At 71.0% G+C, this 15,532-nt stretch carries 16 protein-coding genes; 3 read left to right on the plus strand and 13 right to left on the minus strand.

Features of this window, described 5'->3' with window-relative positions; genetic code table 11:
- Positions 1 to 201: 201 nt before the first annotated feature.
- The 3 genes from AB0J53_RS26300 to AB0J53_RS26310 are packed head-to-tail and all read left to right on the plus strand — an operon-like array spanning position 202 to position 2,809.
- Positions 202 to 876, plus strand: a complete 675-nt coding sequence (locus AB0J53_RS26300; protein ID WP_219504991.1) for a response regulator transcription factor — start codon at positions 202 to 204, stop codon at positions 874 to 876.
- On the plus strand, positions 876 to 2,300 hold the full coding sequence (locus tag AB0J53_RS26305; protein WP_364176852.1) for a HAMP domain-containing sensor histidine kinase: 1,425 nt from the start codon (positions 876 to 878) through the stop codon (positions 2,298 to 2,300). The genes AB0J53_RS26300 and AB0J53_RS26305 overlap by 1 nt, the downstream gene beginning before the upstream one ends.
- Positions 2,297 to 2,809, plus strand: coding sequence for a hypothetical protein (locus AB0J53_RS26310; RefSeq protein WP_364176855.1), 513 nt, complete (start codon positions 2,297 to 2,299; stop codon positions 2,807 to 2,809). The genes AB0J53_RS26305 and AB0J53_RS26310 overlap by 4 nt, the downstream gene beginning before the upstream one ends.
- Here AB0J53_RS26310 and AB0J53_RS26315 read toward each other — a convergent pair.
- The 13 genes from AB0J53_RS26315 to AB0J53_RS26375 all read right to left on the minus strand — a co-directional run bounded on the left by AB0J53_RS26315 (position 2,799) and on the right by AB0J53_RS26375 (position 15,511).
- Positions 2,799 to 4,067, minus strand: a complete 1,269-nt coding sequence (locus tag AB0J53_RS26315) for a PhoH family protein (protein ID WP_219505104.1) — start codon at positions 4,065 to 4,067, stop codon at positions 2,799 to 2,801. The genes AB0J53_RS26310 and AB0J53_RS26315 overlap by 11 nt on opposite strands.
- A 260-nt stretch (positions 4,068 to 4,327) precedes the next feature.
- Positions 4,328 to 5,089 (minus strand): isoprenyl transferase, encoded by a 762-nt coding sequence (locus tag AB0J53_RS26320; RefSeq protein ID WP_049573692.1) that lies wholly within the window; start codon positions 5,087 to 5,089, stop codon positions 4,328 to 4,330.
- A gap of 53 nt (positions 5,090 to 5,142) precedes the next feature.
- Positions 5,143 to 5,649, minus strand: coding sequence for a hypothetical protein (locus AB0J53_RS26325; protein ID WP_364176859.1), 507 nt, complete (start codon positions 5,647 to 5,649; stop codon positions 5,143 to 5,145).
- A gap of 145 nt (positions 5,650 to 5,794) precedes the next feature.
- Positions 5,795 to 6,148 (minus strand): hypothetical protein, encoded by a 354-nt coding sequence (locus AB0J53_RS26330; protein ID WP_364176862.1) that lies wholly within the window; start codon positions 6,146 to 6,148, stop codon positions 5,795 to 5,797.
- A complete protein-coding gene (locus tag AB0J53_RS26335) occupies positions 6,145 to 6,942 on the minus strand; it encodes a DUF692 domain-containing protein (protein ID WP_364176864.1) in 798 nt (265 codons plus the stop codon). The genes AB0J53_RS26330 and AB0J53_RS26335 overlap by 4 nt, the downstream gene beginning before the upstream one ends.
- 114 nt (positions 6,943 to 7,056) lie before the next feature.
- Positions 7,057 to 8,373, minus strand: a complete 1,317-nt coding sequence (locus AB0J53_RS26340; RefSeq protein ID WP_364176866.1) for a serine hydrolase domain-containing protein — start codon at positions 8,371 to 8,373, stop codon at positions 7,057 to 7,059.
- Between the two features lie 168 nt (positions 8,374 to 8,541).
- Positions 8,542 to 9,510 (minus strand): TIGR04222 domain-containing membrane protein, encoded by a 969-nt coding sequence (locus AB0J53_RS26345; RefSeq protein ID WP_364176869.1) that lies wholly within the window; start codon positions 9,508 to 9,510, stop codon positions 8,542 to 8,544.
- A 98-nt stretch (positions 9,511 to 9,608) separates the two neighbouring features.
- Positions 9,609 to 10,532 carry a TIGR04222 domain-containing membrane protein gene (locus AB0J53_RS26350; RefSeq protein WP_364176872.1) on the minus strand — a complete coding sequence of 308 codons (924 nt, stop codon included), beginning with the start codon at positions 10,530 to 10,532 and terminating at the stop codon, positions 9,609 to 9,611.
- 59 nt (positions 10,533 to 10,591) lie between these two features.
- Positions 10,592 to 12,385 carry a phosphoenolpyruvate carboxykinase (GTP) gene (locus AB0J53_RS26355; RefSeq protein ID WP_364176875.1) on the minus strand — a complete coding sequence of 598 codons (1,794 nt, stop codon included), beginning with the start codon at positions 12,383 to 12,385 and terminating at the stop codon, positions 10,592 to 10,594.
- 247 nt (positions 12,386 to 12,632) lie between these two features.
- Positions 12,633 to 13,154, minus strand: a complete 522-nt coding sequence (locus tag AB0J53_RS26360; protein ID WP_364176878.1) for a hypothetical protein — start codon at positions 13,152 to 13,154, stop codon at positions 12,633 to 12,635.
- A 72-nt stretch (positions 13,155 to 13,226) separates the two neighbouring features.
- A complete protein-coding gene (locus tag AB0J53_RS26365) occupies positions 13,227 to 14,441 on the minus strand; it encodes a C40 family peptidase (RefSeq protein ID WP_364176881.1) in 1,215 nt (404 codons plus the stop codon).
- 41 nt (positions 14,442 to 14,482) lie between these two features.
- On the minus strand, positions 14,483 to 14,983 hold the full coding sequence (greA, locus tag AB0J53_RS26370; RefSeq protein WP_219505008.1) for a transcription elongation factor GreA: 501 nt from the start codon (positions 14,981 to 14,983) through the stop codon (positions 14,483 to 14,485).
- A gap of 108 nt (positions 14,984 to 15,091) precedes the next feature.
- Complete coding sequence (locus AB0J53_RS26375; RefSeq protein WP_219505010.1) at positions 15,092 to 15,511, minus strand: DUF4307 domain-containing protein; 420 nt, start codon at positions 15,509 to 15,511, stop codon at positions 15,092 to 15,094.
- Between the last annotated feature and the right edge of the window lie 21 nt (positions 15,512 to 15,532).

Below are 15,532 nucleotides of genomic sequence, written 5' to 3' on the forward strand. Positions count from 1 at the left end.
CGCTTGGTCGTACCTTGGCCAACCAGCAGGTTACCGGCAACTGTGATTTTGGTCACACTGGTTGGCCCGCCCCTCGGGCACCCGTAACCGAGGGGAGGGCCGATTCATACGCTGTTACAGGGGTTTAAGGATCAGGCAAGAGGCGCGTCACAGTTTCATGACACAACCCGGATATACCTGACAAGCCGGAATAATGTGCGAGTGGCAGGCATCCTTCTCGTCGAAGACGACCCCTCGGTCCGCACAGCTCTGGAGCTGGCGCTGGCCCGGCAGGGGCACTCCGTCACCTCCTACGCGACGGGTGAGGAGGCCCTGGACCACATCCGGTCACGCCGTCCCGAGATCGCCATTCTCGACGTCATGCTGCCCGGCATCGACGGCGTCGAGGTGTGCCGCCGCATCCGCAAGCTCGACCAGCTCCCCGTCATCCTCCTCACCGCCCGCGGCGACGACCTCGACGTGGTCGTCGGCCTGGAGGCCGGCGCCGACGACTACGTGGTCAAACCCGTCGAACCACGCGTTCTCGACGCCCGCATCCGCGCCATCCTGCGCCGCGCCGAATCGGCCTCCTCCGACCGCATCACGTTCGGCGACCTCATGATCGACCGGGGCGCGCTCAAGGTCACGCTGGCCGGCAAGGAGATCCACCTGACGCCCACCGAGCTGCGGCTGCTGCTGGAGCTGGTGCGCCACCCCGGCCAGGTGCTCAACCGGCGCTACCTGCTGCGGGCCGTCTGGGACCACACGCACGTGGCCGACTCCCGGCTCGTCGACGCCTGCGTGCAGCGGGTCCGCGCCAAGATCGAGCCGAGGCCGGCCGAGCCGGTGTTCATCCACACCGTCCGCGGGTTCGGCTACCGGTTCAGCCCTCCGTGATGAGGCTGCCCACCGGGTTCCGGGCGCGCCTGGTCATCACCTTCACCCTGGTCGCCGTGACCGCGTCGGTCCTGGTCGCCACCATCGGCTTCGAACTGGCCAAGTCGGCGCTGGTCAAGCGGGCCGAGGACTCCGCCGTCGACCTCATCTCCCGGGAGCTCAGCCGGATCACCTTCCCCATCGGCCGGCTGCGGCCCGGCGAGGCCGCGCCCAGCACCCGCGAGCTCGGCTACCTGACCCAGGCGCTCGACGGGCCCGGCCGCAGCGTGGTGATCGAGTACGGCAACCTGACGAACGCCGACGGCCCGATGACCATGACCGACGTGCCGAACGAGCTGCACGGCCGCGCCAAGCAGATGGTCGTCTCCCAGCGCCAGCTCCTGCACGGCGAGCTGTGGCTGATCGTCGGCGCCGAGGTCTACCGCGACCACGGCGCCGGCCCCGAGGCCACCGGGCTGCGCGCGTTCGTCTTCTTCCCCATGCGCGACGAGGAGAGCCAGCTCGCCACGCTGCGCTCCAAGCTCGCCCAGGGCGGCTCGGCCATCGTGGGCATAGCGCTGATCGTGGCGCTGCTGTCGGCCCGGCAGGTGCTGCTGCCCGTACGGCGGCTCAGCGCGGCCGCCCAGGCGCTCGGCGAGGGCCGCCTCGACACCCGCCTGCCCGTACGCGGGCAGGACGAGCTGGCCGAGCTCACCGCCCGGTTCAACGACGCCGCGGCGGCCCTGGAGCTGAGCGTGTCCGAGCTGCGCTCCCTGGAGGCGATGTCGCGCAGGTTCGTCGCCGACGTGTCGCACGAGCTGCGCACCCCGCTGACCGCCATGACGGCCGTGGCCGACATGCTCTCGGAGGAGGCCAACCGGCTCCCGCAGGCCCCCGCCGAGGCCGTACGGCTGGTCCTGCACGAGATCGAACGGCTGCGCGAGCTCGTCGAGCACCTCATCGAGGTCAGCCGCTTCGACGCGGGCACCGCCACGCTCAACCTGGAGGAGGTCAACGTCGCCGACGCGATCCAGGACTGCCTGGAGGTGCGCGGCTGGAGCGAGAAGGTCCGGGTGAACTCCTCCCGCAGCCTCCTCGTCAGCCTCGACCCCAGACGCTTCGACGTCATCGTCGCCAACCTCGTCGGCAACGCCCTCAAACACGGCGAACCACCCGTGATGGTCAGCGCGAGAGCCACGGACAACGGCCTGGAGGTGAAGGTGCGCGACCACGGCAAGGGCATCCCGCCGGAGGCGATGCCGCACGTCTTCGACCGCTTCTTCAAGGCGGGCTCCGGCCGCGCCCGCAGCCAGGGCAGCGGGCTGGGCCTGGCGATCGCGCGCGCCAACGTGCACCTGCACGGCGGCACGATCTCCGTACGCGCCCAGCACCCCGGCACGCTCTTCACCGTCTGGCTCCCGCACAACAGGAGCCCGCTGGCATGAGACGGACCCTGGCAGGAGCCCTGCTGCTGCTGACGGCGGCGTGCGGCATCGCCCCCACCGACGTGGTCGACCGGGCCCGGGCCCCCGTCGTCGACATCCCGCCGCCCTCGAAGACCATCTACCTGCTCAAGGACGGCGAACTGTCACTGGAGCCCGCCGACGTCCAGTCCGACTCGGTGAGCAGCCTGCTGAACGCCCTGTTCGCGGCCTCCACCAAGCCGCTCGGCGACCTCGACACGGCGCTGCGCGGCTTCACGCTCGAACGCATCGAGGACTCGCTGAACCCCGTCCCGCGCGACGAGGTCAGGCTGCCCAGGACCTCGACGCTCACCATCTACATCCGCGGCGATGGAACGCTGACCAGGGTCGGCAAGGCCCAGATCGTCTGCACGGCCCAGCAGGACCCCTCCGTCGAGGACATCAGGATCGTGCAGACGTACGGAGACCGCCGCCCGGCCAGGCGCGAGGGCGGTCTCCAGTGCCCGGAGCAGGTGAGCCCTAGAGAGTGATGTCCTCCAGCATCTCCGTCACCAGCGCGGCGATCGGCGAGCGCTCCGACCTCGTGAGCGTCACGTGCGCGAACAGCGGATGGCCCTTGAGCTTCTCCACCACCGCGACCACGCCGTCGTGCCGCCCGACGCGCAGGTTGTCACGCTGGGCGATGTCGTGCGTGAGCACCACGCGCGAGTTGGCGCCGACCCGGCTGAGCACGGTCAGCAGGACGCCGCGCTCCAGCGACTGCGCCTCGTCCACGATCACGAACGCGTCGTGCAGCGACCGGCCGCGGATGTGGGTGAGCGGAAGCACCTCCAGCATGCCCCGGTCGAGCACCTCGTCGATCACCTCGGGCGTGGTGACCGCGCTCAGCGTGTCGTAGACCGCCTGCGCCCACGGGCCCATCTTCTCGCCCTCGGTGCCCGGCAGGTAGCCCAGCTCCTGGCCGCCCACCGCGTACAGCGGGCGGAACACCACCACCTTGCGGTGCTGGCGGCGCTCCAGGACGGCCTCCAGGCCCGCGCAGAGCGCCAGCGCCGACTTGCCGGTGCCGGCCCGGCCGCCCAGCGACACGATGCCGATCTCCGGGTCCATCAGCAGCTCCAGCGCGATGCGCTGCTCCGCCGACCGGCCGTGCAGCCCGAACACCTCGCGGTCGCCGCGCACCAGCTTGACCGACTTGTCCGGCTGGACCCGGCCGAGCGCCGAACCCTTCGCCGACAGCAGCCGCAGACCGGTGTGCGCCGGCAGGTCCCTGGCCTCCTCGAGATCGGCCGTGCCGCTGTCGAACAGCGTCTCGACGTCCTCCGCGGTCACCTGGACCTCGGCCATCCCCGTCCAGCCCGACTCGATCACCAGACCGGCGCGGTACTCCTCCGCGGCCAGGCCGATCGAGGCCGCCTTGACCCGCATCGGCAGGTCCTTGGAGACGAGCACGACGTCACACCCCTCGGCGGCCAGCGAACGGGCCACCGTCAGGATGCGGGTGTCATTGTCGCCCAGGCGGAAGCCCACGGGCAGGATGGACGGATCGCTGTGATTGAGCTCAACCCTGATCGTGCCGTCGCCGGTCGGCATCGGCTCGTCCAACCGGCCGTACTGAACCCGCAGGTCGTCAAGGTAGCGCAGGGCCTTTCTGGCGAAGTAGCCCAGCTCGGGATGGTGCCGCTTCCCCTCCAGCTCAGTGATGACGACGATCGGCAGAACGACGTCGTGCTCCGCGAAGCGGGTCATGGCCGCCGGGTCGGCGAGCAGGACCGATGTGTCGAGCACGTACGTGCGCTTGGCCGAGTTGGACGAAGGGTTGCTCGAGGACACTGCCACACGTTCTCCCCCGGGCGCCCATGGGGACGGGCGCCCTGCAGACGAGGCGGGAATCGGACCGGGCCCGTGTCCCCGACCGCGACATGCCACCGGGGGCGCCGGACTCCGGCCCCCCTCGGCAGTGTTGGCGCAAAGGCGGGCCCTTTCCGGAGCGTCCGGCCTGCGGCCGGACACTTCCAACGTTACGTCCTGGATACCCAGATGTCCCGTCAGGAACCGTAACGCCGGTGTCTCGCAGCGTAATCGCGCAGCGCCCGCAGGAAATCGACCCTGCGGAAGTCGGGCCAGTATGCCTCGTGGAAGTAGAACTCTGAATGAGCGCTCTGCCACAGCATGAAGCCCGACAGACGCTGCTCGCCCGAGGTCCGGATGAGGAGATCCGGGTCGGGTTGGCCGCGGGTGTAGAGATGCTCCGCGATATGTTCGACATCGAGCACCTCGAAGAGGTCCTCGATGCTCGCGCCCTTGCTCGCATGCTCCTGCAGGAGTGAGCGCACCGCATCGGCAATCTCACGCCTTCCTCCATACCCAACTGCAACGTTCACAATCAGGCCGGGACGGTGCGATGTTGCTTCTTTCGCAGTTTTTAGGACATTAGCCGTGCGATCCGGCAGCAGATCGAGCGCGCCGACCGGGCTGATCCGCCAGCCCTGGTCCACCAGCTCCTGCGTGACGTCCTCGATGATGCGCAGCAACGGCTCCAGCTCCTCGCTGGGCCGGTTCAGGTTGTCGTTGGACAGCATCCAGACCGTGACGACCTCGACACCCGTCTCACGGCACCAGCCGAGCAGCTCGGAGATCTTGTCCGCGCCCTTGCGGTGGCCCTTGGCCACGTCACTCATGCCCATGGCACGCGCCCAGCGGCGATTGCCGTCGATGATCACCCCGACGTGCCGGGGAATGCTGTCTTTCGACAGCTTGGCCTCCAACCGGCGCTCATACAGCCGGTAGACCAGATCGCGCAGGCCCACGGAGTCCCTCCAGCGCTGGCGTGCCTCAGGTCGGATGACCTAACAGGCAATTATCACCGCGTTTCGCCCGTGCCCGTGCCTGAACGCGATAGTTCTTCACAACAGATGATCTCGGCCTCGTCGACCAGGCCACGAACGAAGCCCGCCAGCTCCGCCGACGTCAGCACCGCTCGCGCCCCCTGCCCGCCGGCGCCCCACGCCTCCACGAACGCCCGCCGCGTCAACCGCCACGCGCCCCGCCCGCCCGGCCGCGGCTCCCACACCGGAATCGTACGCAACCAGCAGCCCAGCTCGCCCCCCGCCGCCCCGCCCCGCCGCGTCCGATACCGGAACGAGAACAGCTCCCCGCCCTCCGGGAACCGGTCATCCGGATCCGGCCACCGCCCCGCCTCTCCTTCGCCCCGCCGCGCCTCCTCCACGCCGCCCGCCAGCCTCGCCAGCAGCCAGCCGCACCGCTCCCCGACCGTCCCGTACGGCAGCCCGTCACGCCACAACGCCAGCGTCACCTCGTACGGCCTGCCCGCCCTGTCCACGCACGCCACGGGCGTCACATCCAGCACCGACCCGTCCACACACCGCAATCCCCCCACTCCGCTCACCCTTCCCACCCAGCACCAACCAACCCCTTCCCCGGCAAGGCGTACGCAGCCGCAAGCAGGTGGGAGGGCGCGCCTGCGGCCCGGGGGCGTACGCGCAACGCCGGGGTCATCGGTGGCGGTTGGGGAGGAAACGAGCCCACCACGGGGGTTTGGGGGGCGGGGCGAGTTTGCCGTGGGTGGTGAGCCAGGCGGCGAAGTCGTCGGCGTCGGCGCGGTAGCCGGGCGGCGGGGCGGTGCGGGAGGCGGCGTACGCGGCGAAGTCGGCGGCCAGGTCGGGCCCCGAGGCGGCGGCGGCGTCGGGGCGGAGCCGGGCCACGACGCTGCGGCGTTTGGCGACGAGGCTGTTCGCCTGGATGCGCAGCCGTTCGGGATCGAAGCCGTCGGGCGGGGGCGCGCCGGTGACCAGGGCGGCGATCAGCCGTTGCTGGGCCCGGGCGAGGTCGTCGCGCTCGCCGGTCATGCCAGTGCCGCCCGGATGCGGGAGAGCTCGGCGGCCAGGGCGTCGTCGCTGGGGTAGTGGTCGTCCCATTCGAGCAGGACGCCCGGCGGGTCGACGCGGGCGCGGAGCTGGGCGAGGACGTCGAGGACGGCATCGGGGACGGCCGTGGTGTGGGTGTCGTGCCAGACGCCGTCCCGCTCGTACCCGCCGGCCACGTGGACGTACGCGAGCCGTTCCAGGGGCAGGGTGTCGAGGGCGTGGGCGGCGTCGAGGCCGAGGTTGACCTGGTTGGTGTAGAGGTTGGCCACGTCGATCAGCAGGTGTACGCCGGTGCGTTCGACGAGTTCGGTGAGGAACTGGGCGTCGGTGAGCTCGTCGTCGGGCCAGCCGAAGAGGGCGGCGACGTTCTCCAGGGCGAGCGGCACGGGGAGTGCGTCCTGGGCCTGGCGGACGTTCTCGGTGACGACCTTGAGCGCGTCGCGGGTGCGGGGCACGGGCAGGAGGTGGCCGGCCTCGATGCCGCCCGCCCTGACGAACGCCAGGTGCTCGCTGACCAGCGGCGCGTCGAGGGCCTGGGCGCAGGCGGCGAGGTGGGCGAGCGTGGCGGGCGAGGGTGGTTCGGCGCCGCCGACGCCCAGGCTGACGCCGTGCGGGATGACGGGCAGGCCGCGTTCGCGCAGCAGCCGCAGCGAGTGCGGGAGTGCCGCCGGGCGCACGTTCTCGGCGATGACCTCCACGAACTCGACGCCCGGCAGCCGTTCGACGGTCAGGTCGATCTCCGCCCGCCAGCCGATCCCCACACCCAGCCGCTCCACGCACCCTCCCCGATCGTCAGGTTCCGGCGTCGCCGCCCATGAAACCGCCACCTGCCCGCCCGGGGAAACCCCCGGGCGCGGTGACCTTCCTCCCTCTCGTCGTCCGGCGCCTGGTCACCCGGTGGGCTGCCCGTCGCAGAGCGCCGCCTTGACGAGCCCGTCCAGCAGCTTCGGGTAGGCGGCCATGTCGAGTTCGGCGTCTCCGGCGGTCAGCGCGGCCGTCACGGTCCTGCCGCCGTCGGGCGAGCTGTACATCAGCGCCGCGTAGCCCGCCGGGGGGCTGCCGTTGTGGTTGACCACGGTGCCGCAGCCGGGACCGAGGTCCTTGACGAACACCCCGAGGCCGTAGCGGCCGTAGAGGGGGTCGCTCTTGGCGTGCGGCTCGCGCATCTCGGTCAGCAGCCCGGCCGGCAGGAGCTTGCCGCCGTTGAGCGCGGAGAAGAACGTCTGGAGGTCCTCGGTGGTCGAGATCATGTCACCGGCGCCCGCCAGCAGGGTGTTGTTCTGGCGGGAGACGTCGGCCACCTTCCACTGGCCGGCGTCCTGGTAGCGGAAGTAGCCGTGGGCGTACGGGCCGGGCAGCCGGGTCCGGTCGCCCGGCACCACGGTGCCCGTCAGCCCGAGCGGCCGCACGACCCGCCGCTTCAGCTCCGCGTCGAACGAACGGCCGGTGACCTTCTCGATCAGCAGCATGGCCAGCGTGTAGTTGGTGTTGGAGTAGCTCCAGTCCGCCCCCGGCGCGAACTTCACCGGCTTGGACAGTGCGAACCGCACCAGCTCCTCCGGCTGGTAGGAGCGGAACCGGTTGTCCAGCCACTCCTTGCCCGTGGCGGGGAGACCGGGCACCCAAGAGCCGTCGGGGGCGAGGTCGCCGGTGTAGTTGAACAGGCCGCTGGTGTGCTGCAGCAGCATGCGGACCGTGATCCGCCGGTCCAGCCCGAACTCGGGCAGGTAGCCGTCCACCGGGGAGTCCAGCCCGAGCTCGCCCTCGGCCACCAGTTGCAGCACCACGGTCGCGACGAAGGTCTTGGTGACGCTGCCCACCCAGGTGTGCCCGTTCGCGGGGGGCTTCGCGCTCGCGCCCAGCTTGCGCCGCCCGGCGCTGCCGGTCCACTCGCCCCGCTCGTCGCGCACGCGCACCTGCACGCCGAGGAACCCGGCGTCGACGAACGCCTGGATGGCCTGCCGCAGCTCCGGGCGGTCCTGGCCGGCGTTGTTCGACACGACCGCGCTGCTGGAAGCGGCGGCCGCGCCCGGCGCGACAGCCGGGGGTGCGATGGCCCCGGCCAGCAGCCCGACCGCCAGCGTTGTGACCGCCATCGGCCGGAAGACGGTGTGCCGGCGTCTCGGCGCGCCGCCGTCGCGGCGGATCGTCCCGGTCGCTCCGGCGTGTCCTGCTGCGGAGGAGCCGTGGTTGCCTTGTTCCCTCATGACTGTCCCTGCCTACGGTGTTCGGTCCCAGGTGGCGGTCATGGACTGTCGTCAGCGAGTCGCTGCGCCGTCCATGACGTCCACGGTCGCCGGTCGCGCTGACGCCGGGCCGTCACCGGGCTGACGCCGCCGCTGACACGCGACCGGGCGGGACCGGAGGTGGCGGGGTCAGCCGCCGCCGCAGCCTCCGCAACCGCCGCCGCAGCCGGAACCGCCGCCGCCGTCACCGCCTCCGCTGTCGCCGCTGCCACTGCTACTGCCGCCGCCGAAGTCGTTGCCGCCGACGCCGCCGCAACTGCCGCCCGCGCAGCTCGATCCGTACGGGACGTCCTGGCCGCGGTTGTGGAGCTCGGCTTCCAGCTCGGGGTCGCCCAGCTCGCCGAGGCCGTGCAGGGCGACGGGCACGGCGACCGGGACGGCGAGGGCGCTCATGCCGGACGCGGCGAGGACGCCCGCGGGGTGGGCGGAGCGGGCGAGGCGCAGGTGCTCGTGGGCGGCGTCCGTGAGCTGGTCGGCGAGCGCCCGCCGGCGGCGGTGCGCGATCAGGCCGGTGACGCCGGCCACGGCGAGGGCCGCCGCGCCGAACCCCACGACCAGCGTGTGCGGCACGGCCAAGAAGACGGCGAGCCCGGCCACGGCCAGGACGAGCGACACCACCGACAGCGCCTTGAGCCGCCTGAGCAGCCGCCTGGCCGTCGCGTGGGAGCCGTCGGGCACCAGCAGCCCGTACCGGACGAGCTGGTGCCGCACGCCGTCCACGGCGGGGCCGTTGCCGACCTGGTGGCGTACGGAGGCGGCGGGCAGGCCCGTGGGCTGCGCCCGTACGGCGTCGAGGACGGCCCGCTCGACCGGCTCCTTCGGGCGGGAGGAGCCGGTGAGGCGGTGCAGCTGGCCGCCGCGTGAGACGCGCAGCCGTTCGGAGCGGACCAGGACGGCGATGGCGGTGTTGACCACCCGTTTGGGCCCGCCCGCCAGGTAGGCCAGCTCGTAGGGGGTCAGGTCGCGGGTGCGGTCGCCGTCGCCGCCCGCGCGCCGCCGCCGGTCGAGCTCGGCCAGGGCGGAGACGGCCCGGGAGATGGGCACGGCCAGGGCGGCGCAGACGATCAGGGTGAGGACGAGCCCGGGGATGCTGTCCAAGGCAGCCTCCTCTTCGGTGGAAGGGATCCGCGGACGACGCTGTGTTGGAGAGATGATCGGCCCCGGCCGGACGGCTGTGCCGTGAAGGTCTCAAGAACCTATCCGCCGCCGCCGCAGCCGCCGCCACCCCCGCAGCCTCCGCCGCCGGAGGAGGAGCTGTCGGAGGAGGAGCTGCTGTCGCCGAAGCCCGACGAATGGTCGGCGTGGCTGCCGCAGACCCCGGTCGCGTCGCCGCCCGGGGCGCCTCTGGACAGCTCGTCGGTGATCACGGGGTCGCCGGCCGCGCCGAGCCCGTACAGGGCGACGGGCACGCCGACGGCCGCGGCGACGGACGTGCGGTCGCGGGCGGTGCGCGGGTGCGCCGAGCGCGCCGTCTTCAGGACCTGCCGCCCTTCGCGGGTGAGCACGGCGCGCAGCTTCTCGCGCTGGCGCAGGACCGTGGCGATCCCGTAGACCACGGTGAACAGGCTGATGGGCGTGAGGACGGAGACGTCGTCGGGGTCTCCCAGCAGACCGCCGGCGGTCAGCGCGAGGGCGGCGACGTCGACGCCTATCACCACGAACAGCGCGGTCACCAGCAGGCGCATCCGCGAACGGGCGTGGTCGAGCGCGCCCTCGGGCACGAGCAGGCCGCGGCGGACGAGGCCGTCGGCCATCGCGGTCACCGCGCGGTCTTCGGCGAGCCCGCGCCGCACCTCCGCGGCGGTGCACCCGCCGGGCCTGGCCGCCAGGTAGTCGATCACCGCCTGCTCGACGGGCACGGGCGACGGCGCGGCGCCGTACACGAGGCTGACGCCGGCCCGTGAGACGCGGACGGCGCCGGCCGTCGCGAGGACGGTCAGCGCCGTGTTGACGGCCCGCCGGGGCCCGCCGGCCAGATAGGCCAGCTCATAGTGGGACAAGTGATGATCGATGCCGCTGGGCGGCTTCTCGGCGACCCGCCGTCGCGCGACGGCGACGTACGGCTCGGCGGCGATCAGGAACACCGCCGCCACGAGGACGGCGACGATCGATAAGTTCATCCACGACTCCCCCGGGTGCGGTACGGCCAAGCTAGAACGGCCGCACCGCACGCGCAAGGTCAGGAGAGCCGGTCGAGGAGGGCGTTGTACTCCTCCCACAGTTCCTTGGGCAGATGGGTGCCGAAGGTGTCGAAGTGGGCGGGGATCAGCGCCGCCTCCTCGCGCCAGACCTCGCGGTCGACGGTGAGCAGCGTGCGCAGGTCCTCCTCGGGCAGGTCCAGGCCCTCGGTGTCGAGCGTCTCCGGCAGCAGGCCGATCGGCGTGGGCACGGCCTTGGCCTCGCCGTTGAGCCGGTCCACGATCCACTTCAGCACGCGGCTGTTCTCGCCGAAGCCGGGCCAGATGAACTTGCCGTCGGCGTTCTTGCGGAACCAGTTGACGTAGTAGATGCGCGGCAGCTTGGCGCCCTTGCGACGGCCGATCTTGATCCAGTGGCCGAAGTAGTCGCCCATGTTGTAGCCGCAGAACGGCAGCATGGCGAACGGGTCGTGGCGCAGCTCGCCGACCTTGCCCTCGGCGGCGGCGGTCTTCTCGGAGGCGACGTTGGCTCCGAGGAAGACGCCGTGCTCCCAGCTCAGCGACTCGGTCACGAGCGGCACCGCGGTGGCGCGGCGGCCGCCGAACAGGATCGCCGAGATGGGCACGCCCTTGGGGTCCTGCCATTCGGGGGCGATGGTCGGGCACTGCGAGGCGGGTGTGGTGAAGCGGGCGTTCGGGTGCGCCGCGGGCTCGCCGCTGTCGGGCGTCCAGGGACGGCCCTTCCAGTCGGTGAGGTGCGCGGGCGGCTCCTCGGTCAGGCCCTCCCACCACACGTCGCCGTCGTCGGTGAGCGCGACGTTGGTGAAGATGCTGTTGCCCCAGAGCGTCTTGACCGCGTTGGCGTTGGTGACCTGGCCGGTGCCGGGCGCGACGCCGAAGAAGCCGGCCTCGGGGTTGATGGCGTACAGGCGGCCGTCGTCACCGAAGCGCATCCAGGCGATGTCGTCGCCGACGGTCTCGACCTTCCAGCCGGGGATGGTCGGCTGGAGCATGGCCAGGTTCGTCTTGCCGCAGGCGCTCGGGAAGGCGGCGGCGATGTAGCGGGTCTCGCCGGTGGGCGGAGTGAGCTTGAGGATGAGCATGTGCTCGGCCAGCCAGCCCTCGTCGCGGGCCATGGCGCTGGCGATGCGCAGCGCGTAGCACTTCTTGCCGAGCAGCGCGTTGCCGCCGTAGCCGGAGCCGTAGGACCAGATCTCGCGGGTCTCCGGGAAGTGGCTGATGTACTTGGTGGAGCTGCACGGCCAGGCCACGTCGTCCTGGCCCGGCTCCAGGGGCGCGCCCACGCTGTGGACGGCCTTGACGAACTCGCCGCGCTCCTCGATGAGCCGCAGCGCCCGCTCGCCCATCCTGGTCATGATCCGCATCGACACCGCGACGTACGGCGAGTCGGTGATCTCGACGCCGAGCTGGGAGATCTCGCCGCCCAGCGGTCCCATGCAGAACGGCACCACGTACATGGTGCGCCCGCGCATGCAGCCCTTGAACAGCTTGCCGAAGGTGCGGCGCATCTCGGCTGGAGCGATCCAGTTGTTGGTCGGGCCGGCGTCCTGCTCGCGCTCGGAGCAGATGAACGTACGGTCCTCCACCCGCGCCACGTCGCTCGGGTCGGACTTGGCGTAGAAGCTGTTGGGCCGCTTGGCCAGGCGGACGAACGTGCCCTGCTCCACGAGGAGGTTCGTCAGGCGCGTCCACTCCTCCTCGGAGCCGTCGCACCACTCGATCCGGTCCGGCTCGGTAAGGGTCGCTATCTCTTTCACCCACGCGGCCAATTCGCGATTGCTGGTCGGCGCGTGGACTTCCACGGAAACGGACACGACTGCGGCTCCTCCACTCTCTCAGGGCCCGCTCATCATTAACGACGACGGCACCCGAAAGCCAATTGGCATAGACCTCTGACTCGGGTGTCGCCGCAGGCAGCGGCCTCGACGATTGGGGGAGCCTACCCACCGGGACACGATTTAAAAGAAACTCGTCCGGGCACTGGTTCAGTCCAATCGGGATGGTCTAAACCAATTTCGGAAATGGTTTAGTCCATTGCCCGGACGGTTTTCCCTGCGTGCCTCAGGAATGCAGATCGGGGCCGGCGGAGCGAACGCGGTCGACGTGCTGGAGCGCGTCGCGCAACTCGGCCAGCCAGGTGTCGGTGTTGCGGCCGACGAGACGGACGCACCAGGCGAGGGCGTCACTGCGGCTGCGGGCCACGCCGGCGGCCACGAGCGTGTCGAGAACTTGCCGCTCAGATTGCCGCAATCTGGTCATAACGGGCACAGAGAGTGTGGTGAACATCACAGTCTCGCCACCGCAGACGACGCCCCACGAAACCTTCTGCCGGAACCGGCGCTCGGCCTCCTTGGCGATCTCGATCCGCCGCTCGCGGGTCTCCTCGCGGAAGCGCCGGATCAGCCCCTCGACGAGCGCGGCCCGTTCGGCGTCGTCGGCACCGGCCGGCGGGTCGGGCAGCGTGCCGAGCACCGCGATCTCCTCGCGGTCCCTGATGACCTCGGGCGCACCGGTGAACCAGCCCTCGGGGAGCCGCCCGGTGAACCAGCCGCGTATCTGCGCCGTCACATCATCGCTTGCCATGTAATCACCATTACACAGTTGCGTCCCGAATGCACGCGCCGAAGCCCATCGGGTATCCGTAGGAAGAACCGCTCAGACCCGCCCGGCGGCCTGCGGGCTCACCCGCACCACGCCGGCCAGGTTGCGGGTGCTGATCGGTGCGATCTTGACCACGTCGCCCGTGCGGGGCGCGTGCAGCATCTTGCCCTTGCCCCAGTAGATGGCCACGTGCGAGATGTAGGCCGGGTTGGTGGGGTCGTTGCGCCAGAACAGCAGGTCACCGGGCTGCGCCTGGGAGAGCGGCACCTGCGGGCCGGTCAGCCACTGCTGGTGCGTCACGCGCGGCATCCGCACCCCCGCCCGCGCGAAGGCCCACTGGACCAGCCCCGAGCAGTCGAAGGTGTCGGGCCCCTCGGCCCCCCACACGTACGGCCGGCCGAGCTTGGAGGCGGCGGCTTCCAGCGCGACCGTGAGCTGCTCGCCGGTCATGAACGAGCCGGTCGGCCAGTTGCGCTCGCGCGTCCGCGTCGGCGGCAGGACCGGGTTGACCATGGCCGACTGGGTGCCCTTGGGCAGCAGTTTCATCACCCGGCGCTGGAGCTCGGCCGAGTTGGTCTTGGGCGCGCTGATGATGAGCGCGTTGTCGCGCGGCAGGCCGAGCGCCCGCCCGGTCTCCCGCGACACCACCGCGTCGACCGCGCCGAGCCCGGTGGTGGCGTAGGCGCCGATCCGCAGCGGCCCGCGCGGCCCGCTGACCCTGCTGTGCAGCGTCAGCCCGCCGTCGTTGCCGAGCACGAACGACACGGCCACGTCCCCGGCGGCCACGTTCGACCACAGCGGGTCGGAGGCGGCCGTCACCTTCGGGGTGTAGGCCCGGAACGTGGACGGCGACACCGCGAGCGTCTGCACCCGCTTGCCGTCGAGCGTGATGCTGGCGGCGTCGGCCAGCTCCATCGCCCGCACGCCGGGCACCTTGGCGATCTTGGCTAACTGCTTGGCGGTGAACGGCTTGCGCGTCACCACGAACAGGTGCGGCTTGTGCAGCGTGCCGAGCGGCTTGACCGGCTCGACCGTCCTCGTGCCGGCCATCAGGCTCTGCCGGGGCGCCGGGCGGGGACGTACGGGCTCGGCGGCGACGGGCTGCGGCGCCGGGCGCTCGATCTCCGCCAGCAGCAGCACGTCGGCCGTCAGCACGGCCACCAGCGCCACCACGATGAACGGGATCAGCCTGCGGTGATCACGCCGCCTGGGCGTGTTGACCAGGAAGCTGAGGTCCTGCCGGATGCCCGAGGGGGCACGCGTGAACACCGCCGGGCCGTCGTGGGCCCGGCGGTGCCGGTCTGCGGGGGTCAGTTGCCGATGTACGGCACAGCCTCGAGGATCTCGACGGTGTTCTGGCGGCCGTTGGGCATGCTGTAGGTCGCCTTCTCACCGATCTTCTTGCCGTTGATCGCCGCGCCCAGCGGGGACTTGGGCGAGTAGACGTCGATCGGGGCGCCGCTCTCCTCACGGGAGGCCAGCAGGAAGGTCACCTCGTCGTCGTCGCCCTCGAAGCGGATCGTCACGGTCATGCCGGGGCCGACCACGCCCTCGGTCTTGGGGGCCTCACCGACCTGCGCGCTGTCCAGGATCTGACGGAGGTGGAAGATCCGGGCCTCCATCTTGCCCTGCTCGTCCTTGGCTGCGTGGTAACCGCCGTTCTCCTTGAGGTCGCCCTCTTCACGGGCGGCCTCGATCTTCTTGGCGATGTCGACGCGCCCGGGCCCCGAGAGATATTCGTGCTCGGCCTTCAGGCGGTCGTACGCCTCCTGCGTCAGCCATGTGACGTTCTCATCGCGAGAGTCGGCCACGGGTTCTCCTTGCTTGCTTAGGGGGCCCTGAGATCACTGAAGGTCGCGTACGGTTGAATTGCGAAAGGCTAACAAGTCAACGGCTGGAACGCTTCCCCAAATGTCTCACTATACGAGATTGCAGTACTGGACGTGGACAGACGTCGCCTGGGCACTGGTGTCCAGGCGCTCCTTGCGGGGCTTACTACCCTCACCAGCCGGAATTCTTACTTCCTTGCTGCCTACTTCCCCGTGGTTCACGTCCGTGGCCCTGATCCGGCACACCGCCGAGCGGTCGTCGGGCTTGTGCACCGTGAAGGTTACCTCGGCCCGGGCCTGATCCTCGATCCGGAACGAGACCACCTGCGCCTTGGCGCCCGTCGCGGTGCCCGTCATCGACCACATCACGTAACCCCAGCCACCTGCGACGATGGCCACGAGCACCCCGATCACGACGTGCACGACGAGCCGGCCGCCCCGCTCGGGACGGTCCGGAAAGTCGGCGGGTGTGCCGAGAACGGGTCCGTTCCCGACATCTCTGGTGGCCATGGCGGAATCTCCCTGCACTCC

It is taken from the genome of Nonomuraea sp. NPDC049725, assembly GCF_040674795.1.
GTDB classification, from domain to species: Bacteria; Actinomycetota; Actinomycetes; order Streptosporangiales; family Streptosporangiaceae; genus Nonomuraea; species Nonomuraea ceibae.